Annotated in this window: 8 protein-coding genes; 3 read left to right on the plus strand and 5 right to left on the minus strand. The window is 65.3% G+C overall.

Going from position 1 to position 10,248, the window contains the following annotated elements:
• The 5 genes from KDH09_13790 to KDH09_13810 form a co-directional block, all read right to left on the minus strand.
• The coding region (locus KDH09_13790) for a glycosyltransferase (protein MCB0220767.1) at positions 1-757 on the minus strand (757 nt) is incomplete at its 3' end.
• A gap of 9 nt (positions 758-766) precedes the next feature.
• A complete protein-coding gene (gene asnB, locus KDH09_13795; protein ID MCB0220768.1) occupies positions 767-2,632 on the minus strand; it encodes an asparagine synthase (glutamine-hydrolyzing) in 1,866 nt (621 codons plus the stop codon).
• Positions 2,632-3,720 (minus strand): glycosyltransferase family 4 protein, encoded by a 1,089-nt coding sequence (locus tag KDH09_13800; protein ID MCB0220769.1) that lies wholly within the window; start codon positions 3,718-3,720, stop codon positions 2,632-2,634. Before KDH09_13800 ends, asnB begins: the two co-directional genes overlap by 1 nt.
• Entirely contained in the window at positions 3,713-4,783 is a 1,071-nt protein-coding gene (locus KDH09_13805) for a glycosyltransferase family 4 protein (protein MCB0220770.1), read from the minus strand. Before KDH09_13805 ends, KDH09_13800 begins: the two co-directional genes overlap by 8 nt.
• The gene (locus tag KDH09_13810; protein MCB0220771.1) at positions 4,776-5,726 is read right to left on the minus strand and encodes a glycosyltransferase family 2 protein; all 951 of its coding nucleotides are present in this window, start codon (positions 5,724-5,726) and stop codon (positions 4,776-4,778) included. Before KDH09_13810 ends, KDH09_13805 begins: the two co-directional genes overlap by 8 nt.
• Before the next feature lie 529 nt (positions 5,727-6,255).
• Between KDH09_13810 and KDH09_13815 the strand changes: the two genes are divergently transcribed.
• The 3 genes from KDH09_13815 to KDH09_13825 all read left to right on the plus strand — a co-directional run.
• Entirely contained in the window at positions 6,256-8,514 is a 2,259-nt protein-coding gene (locus tag KDH09_13815) for a cyclic nucleotide-binding domain-containing protein (GenBank protein ID MCB0220772.1), read from the plus strand.
• Positions 8,515-8,543: 29 nt separating this feature from the next.
• Positions 8,544-9,998 (plus strand): HAMP domain-containing histidine kinase, encoded by a 1,455-nt coding sequence (locus KDH09_13820; protein MCB0220773.1) that lies wholly within the window; start codon positions 8,544-8,546, stop codon positions 9,996-9,998.
• A gap of 20 nt (positions 9,999-10,018) precedes the next feature.
• Positions 10,019-10,248 (plus strand): zinc-ribbon domain-containing protein (locus KDH09_13825; protein ID MCB0220774.1); only part of this gene is annotated, 230 nt, incomplete at its 3' end.

The raw sequence follows: 10,248 nt of genomic DNA on the forward strand, positions 1-10,248 counted from the left end.
CGCCCACGACGAAGACCTGCAAATCGGGAACGCGCGTTGCAACCTTCGCCGCCGCGCGCAGAAACAGCGCCTGATTCTTGATGGGCACCAGCCGCCCGACGATTCCGACGGCAGGAAGGTTTTGTGAAAGCCCCAGCTCGCGTTGCAGGCGGCGCTTCTCTGTCGGGTTTGCGAGCGCTTCGAGGTCGAGTCCAAGCGGCACGACGCGGAGCTTGTCCGGATGCGCGATACGGTAGTCGCGTTCGAGCTCCTCGCGCAGCGCGGGAGAGATCGCCAGCACGCCGTGGGAGAGCGTGCTCAAAAATCGCTCGACGCGCACGATGTTCTCCGATGCCCCCTCGCTGAAGTAGCCCTCGAAGACCTGCCCATGGAAGGTGTGCACCCGGACGGGCACGCGGGCGATCCACGCGGCGATACGTCCCAGCGCGCCAGCCTTGGACTTGTGGGTGTGCACGACATCGGGGCGATCACGCAGCAGAATCCAGAGAATGGAGAGAAACGCACGCAGGTCCTTGAGCGGTGAGATCGGGCGCGAGAGCGTCGGCAGCACATGGCGCCGAAGGCCCGGACGGCCCTCGAACAGATGGCTCATCTCTTCCTCGTCGTCGGTGACGTGGCCGTGAATGAGGAGCGTATCGACGCGCCCGCCGGTCTTTTCCGAAGAGAGCCCCTCGCTGGTGAGCACCGCATGCACCGCCGGGCCGCCCACGTTGAGGCGGTCCATGATGCGCACGATCTTGAGGGGTTTGTCCGCCATGCAGGGATTCTACGCGCCCTGGATGCGCTCAAGCCAGCGCGAGAGCACGAGCAGGCCGTAGATGCGCTGGCCCGCGTCGAGGGCGCGGCTCTGGTGCGCCTCCCACAGGGCGCGCACGGCGGCAAAGTCGAGGTGCGCATAGAGCGGATTTTCCTCGTTGAGAAGCCGCGCGGCGGCCCATTCGCGAAGCGGGCCGCGGATCCACTCGTGAAAAGGGACGCCGAATCCGTGCTTGCGGCGGTTCAAAATCTCATCCTCGATGATGCCGGCGTAGGCCTTGCGCATCCAGATCTTCAGGGAGAGTCCTCGCGTGAGCCCCTTCGCCGGGAGTGCGTGTCCCAGCTCGACGACCTCGCGCGAGAGAAACGGCGCGCGCAGCTCCAGGCTGTGGGCCATGGTCATCCGGTCGGTCTTTACGAGCAGGTCATCGGGCAAGTAGCTCTCGAAGTTGATGCGGAGGGCTTCGTGCACGGGCGAGTCGCTCGTCGGCGTGCCGAAAATCGGCCAGGGAAAGCTTGTGCAGGCGGCGCGGTGTTTCTTGCTCAGCAGGCCGAGCGCCACCTCGGCCGGGGCCAGCGACTGCCAGCGCAGCAGGCGTTCCATCGCCGGGCGGGTGGCGTCTGCCAGCAGGCGGCGAAGCCGCCCGCCGCGGTTCCCATAACCACCGGTATCGGGAACGAGACCCGCGAAGGGTTTCATGGCGGCGAGCGCGAAGCCGGGCACGCGCTCGGTCATGGCGATGCCGGCAAAGCGCTCGTAGCCGCAGAAGACCTCGTCGCCGCCGTCGCCGCCGAGCGCAACGGTGATGTGTTCTCTTGCATGGGCGGCCAGCGCGTGAACCGCAATGGCGGAGGAATCAGCCATGGGTTCGTCGAGCGCATCCAGCACCGCGTCCATCAGCGCTTCATCGCCGGTGACGATCTTCTCAAAATGCTTGGTGTTGAATGCCTCGGCGGCGCGGCGGGCCCAGGGGCTCTCGTCGTAACCAACGCCGTCGCTGAAGCCGATGGAGAAGGTCGAGAGGTCCTCCACTCCCGCGCGGCGCATCTCGTGAACGAGAATCGTGGAATCCACGCCGCCCGAGAGAAACGCCCCGAGCGGCACGTCGGATTCGAGTCGCGAAGCGGTCGCATGGTGGATACGCTCGCGAATGAGCGGCAGCGCGTCGGCTTCCTTGATTTTCGTGGGGGCCGGCGATGCGCGCCAGTAGTTCGATTTCTCGGTGAGCCTGCCGCCCTCAAAGACGGCGTAACCCGCGGGCTCTACCTGCTCCACGCCCTGGAGAATGCGCGGCGCGCGGGCGTATCCCAGCGTGAGATAGGACCACAGTCCGACCGGATCGACCGGTGGCACCTGATCGAGCAGCGCCAGCAGCGAGAACACCTCACTGGAAAAGGCGACGCCCTCGCGGCCGGTGGGGCGCTCAAAGTAGAAGAGCGGTTTCTCACCCGATGCGTCGCGAACCAGCGTCAGGCGGCGCTCTTTTGTCGCCCAGAGCGCGGCGGCGAACATGCCGTCGAACTTCGCAAAGGCATCGCTTCCCCAGTGGGCGAAGGCTTTTACAAAGACCTCGGTGTCCGAGCGCGTCTCGAAATGCTCGCCCGCGGCTTCCAGTTGCGCGCGCAGTTCGTGGTGGTTGTAGAGCTCGCCGTTGTAGACAGCGACGACGCGGCCGCGTGAATCTTGAAAAGGCTGCGCGCCGCCTTCCTTGTCGATGACGATGAGGCGCCGGTGGGCGAGCGCGAGGGAATCCTCGAAGTGAAAGCCGTCCTCGTCGGGGCCGCGGTGGACGAGCCGCTCCGCCGCGGCGCGCGCGCGCTTCTCGAACAGCTCCGGGCTCTCCCCGGGCACCAGCAGTCCGGCGATTCCGCACATCAGGCGGCCCCGCCCAGAACTTCGCGGTAGAGCGCTTCGGTGGCGCGCACATTGGTCTCCAGGTTGAAGTGCTCTGCGACGAACTTCTGCGCGGCTTTGCCCAGTCTCTCGCGCAGCGCCCTGTCGGAGAGCAGGCGCGCGAGTTGCGCCGCCGCTTCCTCGTCATTGCCGGCAAGCAGGCCGGTCTCCCCGTCTTTGATGAGGCTTCCAATGGACGCGACCTTCGTCGCAAGAAGCGCCGTGCCCGCGGCGGCGGCTTCCAGCAGCGACATGGGCAGGCCCTCGGCCCGCGAAAGCAACATCACCACATCCGCGCGCGTGACGAGCGCGGGAACATCGTTTCTGCGCCCGAGAATGTGGATGTGGTCCCTGTGGGGGCTCTTCTCTCGCGCGCGCTCGAGCGCGGTGCGCAGCGGACCGTCCCCGGCGAAGACGAGATGTGCTCCGCTTCCGGCATGCCCGCACGCGCGCTCGAAAACCCCGAGAATTTCCAGCGGTCGTTTCACTTCCAGAAGATTCGCCAGCACGAGCACCACCGCCGCCTCTGTCGGGACTCCCAGCTCCGCGGGCTCCGCGCCGGAAAAGCGCGCGAGCTCCACGCCGTTTGCGAGCACGCGGGTGTTCGCGTTCTTCGTCTCGGCGGCGACGGCGTCGCCGACGGCGATCACGGCGTCGGCGCGCGGCCACGCGGCATGGGCGATCCAGCGGGTGGCCTCGCGCATGGAGGCCTCGATGCAATGGTTGGTCGCGACGAGCCTTGTCCCCAGGCCGCGCCGCGCGTAGTGGGCGGTCAGCGCCGGCTGCGCCAGGTGTGCGTGAATGAGCTCGACGCCGCGCTCTCGCAGGTAGCGCCGCAGCGCCAGAGCCGCGCGCGGATCGTTGGCGCTTGCGCCCGGGCTCAGGCGAATGGGAGCGATCCCCTCGTCGCTGAACTTTTCGGTCAGCTCGTCGGGGCCGCCCAGATAGGCGAGGCGGTAGTCGAAGCTCTTGCTGTCCCAAAGGCGCGCGCTCTGGAGGACGAGCATCTCGGCGCCGCCGACGCCGAGGGTCTTGAGCAGCACCAGCACGCGTGGGCGCTGCTCAGCCACGGCGCGCTCCCTCGTGCGCCTCGCGCAGGATGCGCGCCCAGGTGTCGGCGTAGGCGCCGGTGTTGTAGTGGGTTTCGCCGCGGGTGCGGCCGCGCTCGGAGAGCCCGGTATAGAGCTCGGCGTCGCTGAGAAGTTTCTCGAAGGCCGCTTCCCATTCGTCGGCGGTCGAGGCCAGCAGTCCGGCGCGCCCCTCGTCGCAGGCCTGCACGTTCATTCCAACGGGCGAGGCGATGGTCGGCACGCTGAACGCGAAATACTGGATGATCTTCGTGCCGCACTTGGCGCGGCTCCATTCATCGTCGCTGAGCGGCATGACGCCCACGTCGAAGGCCGAGACCTCGAAACGCTCGGTCTTGTCGTCCCATTTGCGCTGGTCGAGCGGCACGTCGTCCCAATCGAGCGGCGCGGCGCCGATGGTGCGCAGCACGATGTCGCGCTTTTTCGCAAGGCGCGCCAGCGGTTCGCGAATGAGTTCGAGGTAGGGCGTCGTGAGCGGCGAGCCGATCCACCCGATGACGACTTTTCGATCGCCGGGAAGCTGCCGCGGCTTTCGCGCCGGATAGTGCACGAAGTCCAGGCACGTGGGAATAACGTGGGTGTTTTCGTTGAAGGGGCGGATTTTCTCGGCGAGGTAATCGTTCCCCGCCACGACGCCGTCGCAGAGGGAGGCGACCTGTTCAAGCTTCTTGCTGCTTCCCAGCAGGCGCGAGCGCCACGTGGGCGACGATCCCGGCGGACGCAGGTCGATGGCGTCGTCCACGTCGAGAATCATCGGGATGCCAAGACCCGCGTAGGCTTTCTCCAGCCAGGGGCGCAGGTGATTGATCAGGTCGCGCTGGAGCACGATCACGTCGGTGGTCTGCCGCAGCGTCTGCATGCCGGTCAGGCGGTCGAAGAAGCGCTGGGCATAGGCTTTGGTTCCAGTGCCGGGGCGGCGCAGCGGATCGACCACGACCTCGAAGCCGCGCTCAATGAGATAGGGGGCGAAGGCGTAGGCCCGCAACCTGGCGCTGGCGCCGTGTTCATCGGTCTGCGTGAGAAACCTCACGCGAATGTCAGTCATTTGGGAACTCACTCAGGTCGACTCGTTTGCCGCCGGGATCGTAGTCGCGGCGCATCCGCGCGGCCAGCCGGTAGCGCTCGGAAAGCACTTCGCGCAGATAGGGCCGCGCGGTAAACGCCCGCGCCAGGTTCCAGGCCTCGCGCGCGGCCTGCCGCGGGGATGCCAGCGCCCAGCCGTTCTCGTTCTTGGCATGGAGCCACAGGCGGTTGCGGTAGAGCAGCTTCTCCTGCGTGGGCGAGGAGCGCATCGATCCGTAGCGCCGGTGCCAGCAGATGGCCTCGGGCGCATAGATCGCCCGCCATCCCTTGCGCCGGGCGCGCCAGGCCAGGTCGACGTCCTCGTAGTAGGCGAAAAATCGCTCGTCGAAGTAACCGGTTTCTTCCCTCACGTCTTCGAGCAGGGCGCGGTGATAGAGCGCCACCGCGCCGCTTGCGCCAAAGACCTCGCCGCGCGGACGGTGCAGCGTGGCAAACGCGCGCCCGGCATCGCGATCGACAAAGAGCCCCTCGCGCGCGTCGAAGCAGATCCCGGTGGTGTCGATGAGTTCGGTCTGCGCCATGTCCGCGTCCAGACGGCGCACGAGCGGCTGCACCGCGCCGATGCATCCTGCCGGATCGAGCGCGGCGCCGGCTTTGGCGAGAAAGTCCTTTTCCAGCAGCGCGTCGGAGTTGAGCGCCACGTAGCCCTCGATTTTCGAATCGGAGAGCGCCCGGTCGATGAGCCCGTTGTGCGCGGCGGCAAAGCCCGCGTTTTCGGGGTGGGCGACGAGCTCGGCCTCGGACCAGCTTCCGCGCACCCAGTCGGCGCATCCGTCGCTTGAGCCGTTGTCCCAGACCAATACCCGGGCCGGTAGCGGGTCCATTGCGCGCAGGTTCGCCCGCAGCCCCTCGAGCAGGGGGCGGTTGTTCCAGAGCACGATGCCGACGGCGTAGGGGGCGGGCATGAATGATCTCTCCGGCCTTGAGGGCGATTTTTTCAGCTTAGACGATCCACGGTCCGGATTTCCCGTTTCGGGCTGCCTCTGGGACCGTTGGGCCTCAAATCGTTTGTTTTTGCGACATAACGCCCTGCGTTATCTGGCCTAAATGCCCGATTCGTCTGGATATTTCGTTGACATGCGGAGGGGATTTTCGCAAAATGAACTCATTGAAGGTTGGTGGTGCTCCTTCTTTTTCTGTCCCACACAGTCCCCGCCAGGCGTATGCTTATGCTTGGTAACGGAGATGCATGTGGGTCTCTGATCGTGAGCAACCTCCGGGCTACGCCGAAGTTCAGTAGGTACAATCCGGCTCTGGAGATGCTCGCGGCCTGACGCCTCGAAGGCGGGGTCACATTTTTGGACGGAGAGCTCTCTGCGTTGTGAAGCGTCGGTCTTGTTCCAGACCGGCCGAGTAGCAACCGGGCAAACCGCGAATCGCAGTGGGTGCGGATTCGCGGGACTTGCGAGAGTTCTCACAGAAGGATTGGTGGAAATGAAAGTCTCTCCCGTATCGATTGGTTGCGTGCATCTCTCGCACGGCGAATTCAATGCAGTTTTCGGTTGCCCCAGTGAGTCGCTGAAGACGATTCTCAGCAACGGGCTTGCCATGCCCGAGTGCTTTGTGGTGCCCGATACCTTCCATCACCAGGGCACCTCGCTCATTGCGATCGAGTTTCCCTTCTACCACTTCCTGTTCATCCAGGGCGGTCTGCAACACGGGCGCAAGTTCCGCGTGATCGGCTCGAAGGACGCGTGCGACCGCGTGCACGAGATGCTGCGCGTAACGCTGCTGGGCCCGACCGATGCGGAGATGAAGCGCTGGAAGGTGAACAAGCGCGTGCGCGAAATGTTGCGCACCGATCTCGATTACCTCGCGCTCAAGAACGGCGAGGGTCGCATCCTCAATATCGACGACATGATCGACTTCGTGCACTACGACGATCAGGACAAGGCGCTGCTCTGCGGTGAGGGGTCCGATGCCGCGTGGGTAAAGCGCCTGGGCGAAGATCGCTACGCCATTCTGGGCGGCAACGGCACGAAGAAGAATCTGGCCCGGGTGGAGATCCCGCTCGATGGCCACTGCATTCCGCCCTACGAAATCACCATGAGCCAGAAGAGCGCCTTGCCGGCGAATCTCTCGGTCACGGTGCTGGGCGCCTCGCACGGCTTCGATCCCAACAATCCGACGACCTGCTACCTGCTGGGGATCAACGGCGTGAACCTGCTCTGGGATGCTTCGCCTTTCACCATGGACCAGCTCCGCGCGCGCGGCGTTCCCAAGGAAAGCATCAAGGGCATCATCCTCAGTCACGTTCACGACGATCACTGCAGCTTCCTGGAGTTCCTGCTCGACAAGGAACGCCCGACGGTAATCACCACCGTGGAAGTCTTCGAGTGTCTGCTCATCAAGATGGGAGCAATTCTCGGCGAGAGCCCCGATCAGGTGCGCGACTACATCGACTTCGTGGAGATCAAGGCGGGCAAGCCCACCAAACTCTACGGCGCCGAGTTCAAGTTTTTCTACGGCGTGCACGCGATCCCGGCCTTCGGTGCGGAGATCAGCGTCGAGGACAAGCACGGCAAACCCCACCGCGTCTACATCAGCGGCGACACCCTGCACTTCCGCGGCCTGGCCGAGATGGCGCAGGCGAGGCTCATCGCCCCCGAGCGCCGCAAGGAGCTCGAAGGATTCCTCAAGCAGAACTGGGACCTGTGCGTGCTCGATGGTGGTGGCGAACCCATTCACATGGCGGTCGAGGACTATGAGGACTCGAAGCTCCCCATCGTGATTACCCATCGCCCCACCTGGGACGGAAAAATGGGACCGAAGACCTGCGTGGCAAAGCCCGGCCAGACCTTCGAGATCATTCCGGCTGAACCGGTGCATCCCTTCCACGCGCAGGCGATTTTCGAGTCCATGCAGCTCTTTGAGATCCAGGATAAGACCTGGATCGACGTGTTGCTGGCGCGCGGGCGCGTGCGCGATGTCAAACCCGGCGAGGTCGTCGTCGAGGAAGGCACCGTCGGTGATACCTTCTACTTCGTTCTCTCGGGTCACCTGAGCGTCGAGTCCGGCGGCGAGAGCCTGGCGAGTCTCGACCGCGGCGATTTCTTCGGCGAGATCGCGATCCTCAAGAAGCAGGAGCGCACCGCCAGCGTCGTGGCCGAGGGGCCCTGCACGCTCTTCGAGCTCCCGGGATCGCTCTTCATGGACTTTGTCGACGCCAACGATCTCGAAGAGGATTTCTCGCGCCTGTGGCGCGACCGGCAGGCCATTCAGGAAGTCGAGCTCTTTGCGGGTCTCGATGCCTCGGCCACGCACCGCATCACGCTTGAATCCGAGGCCAAGTCCTTCAAGAAGGACGAGGAAATCGTCAATCCCAAGAACCCCAAAGCCGGTCGCGACTACTTCATCGTGAAGAAGGGCGCGGTTCGCCTGTATGAAAAGGGCAAGCTGCTCAAGGACAAGCGCGGCAAGCCGCTGCTCGTCAAACCCGGCCAGTACTTCGGCCGCCACGTGATGGTCAACTCCACCACGCTGCGCAGCTACACGGCCGTGGCCAATGTCGGAACGGAACTGCTGGTGCTCGACAAGGCGCAGCTCGACGCCCTCCAGGAAGAGATGCCGCTCATCAAGCACCGCATCCGCCTGACCATGGACGAGCGCGCCTCCACGCAGGGCACTTCTCCCGCGCCGCGGCGCTTCCCGCTCTCGGGCAAGGAAGCCCGGCGCCTTCGCCGCGTGGGCTGACATCGGGCGGAGGAAGTTTCACCGCAGGCGTGAGTGACACCGGAGAACAGCCCGCGGCTGCCGACAACCTGGTGAGCCGCGTGCTCGCCCGGATCGGCAACCCGCTCGACTACTGCAGCGTCGACAAGGCGATTCTGGGGTCGTGCGTCACGCTCTCATTCGTGTTGAGCTCCGCGGCGCTCATTGAGCTGATGCTCGCCTTTCCCGAGCAGACGCCGTTCTTCGATCTCGCCTTCACCCGGTTTTTTACGCTGATTCTCTACGTCATGGTCGCCGGCTGGGTGGCAATCATCGGTGTCGGTCTGTGGCTCAGGACCCGCGATCCCGAAAACCAGGCGATCGTCTGGGCCACGGTCATCTTCTATTCGCTGACCTTTGCGTGGGGCGCCTATTGCACCGGGCCGTTCACCGCTCCCTACACCGCGCTCGTCGTATTCGGCGCGAGCATGATCGCGTTTCTGCTGTTCGACTTCTTCAAGGTGAGCGTGGGCTTTGCCGTGGTGATCGTGCTGGTTGTCGGATCGGTCGTGCTCGAGCGGTACGGGATCATTCCCGGCGCCCCGCTTTTTGCGCAGCCTCCCTACGTGGACGGCCGCCTTTCGGGCTGGTGGATCTTCGCCATGGGCGCGGTCTACGTCCTGCTGATGGGCCTGTTCCTGCCGCTCATCGCCTACATCATCGCCCAGTGGCGCGACCGCGAGGAAAAACTCTCGGAGGCCTACGTGCTGCTTCGTGCCACCAAGGACCAGCTCGTCCAGGCCGAGTCGCTCGCGGCGCTCGGCACGCTGGTGAGCGGCGCGGCCCACGAACTGCGCAACCCGCTGGCCTCGAGCGGCGCGCTCTTCCAGAGCCTGCGCGAGGACATCGAGGCCCTTGCAGGAGTCGGAGAGAGCGAGCGCGCCGACGCCCTGGAGACGATCGATATGGCGCTGCGCGGTCACGGCCGCGCAGCCGAAATCGCCGAGCGGCTCTACCTGCTCAACGAAGCCCTCGAGCGACAGGCCGAGCTGCGACCGGCGAATGCGGTGATGGACGAGTGCCGCGCGCGTCACGCCGTGGCGCAATGGGACGTCGCACCGCTTCCCGAAGGCGCCCTGGTCGACCGGGGCGCGGCGTTGCAGATTGTCGACAACCTGCTGAGCAATGCGCTGGCCTCGGGCAGCGAGAGCGCCCCGCGCGTGCGGGTGCAGGCCGTGGGGGCCGTGCTGGAGATCGAAGTCTGCGATGAGGGGCGCGGCATTCCGGAAAAGGCGCAGGGGCAGGTCTTCCAGCCCTTCTTTACCCTGGAGAAAACAGGCGAAGGCCACGGCGTGGGACTGGGACTCTATCTCGTGCACGAACTCGCGCGCCGGGCCGGCGGAGGCGTGATGCTTCAGAGCACGCCGGGGCAGGGAACCTGCGTGGCGGTGAGCCTGCGGCTCATGTCCGCTGACGACTTGGAAGCCCCGGCAGGCGAAGGTATCGTTCCGGGATACGAATCGTAGCGAGCGGGGGAAACCAGCCCATGTTCTGTGTCAGGTGCGGCAGCCAGAATGAAGCAGGCGCGCAGTATTGCAGCAGTTGCGGCAACCCGCTCGGCGGCGGCGTTCCGGCGCAGGCCCCCGAGGGCGCGCTTCCCCGGGATCCGGGCGGCGCGGCACTGCAGGCGCCGCTCGAATACGCCGGTTTCTGGCGACGCTTTGTCGCCTGGCTCATCGACATGTTCCTGCTCGGGATTGTGCTGACCCCGGTTCA

The sequence above is a fragment of the Chrysiogenia bacterium genome, assembly GCA_020434085.1.
GTDB lineage: Bacteria > JAGRBM01 > JAGRBM01 > JAGRBM01 > JAGRBM01 > JAGRBM01.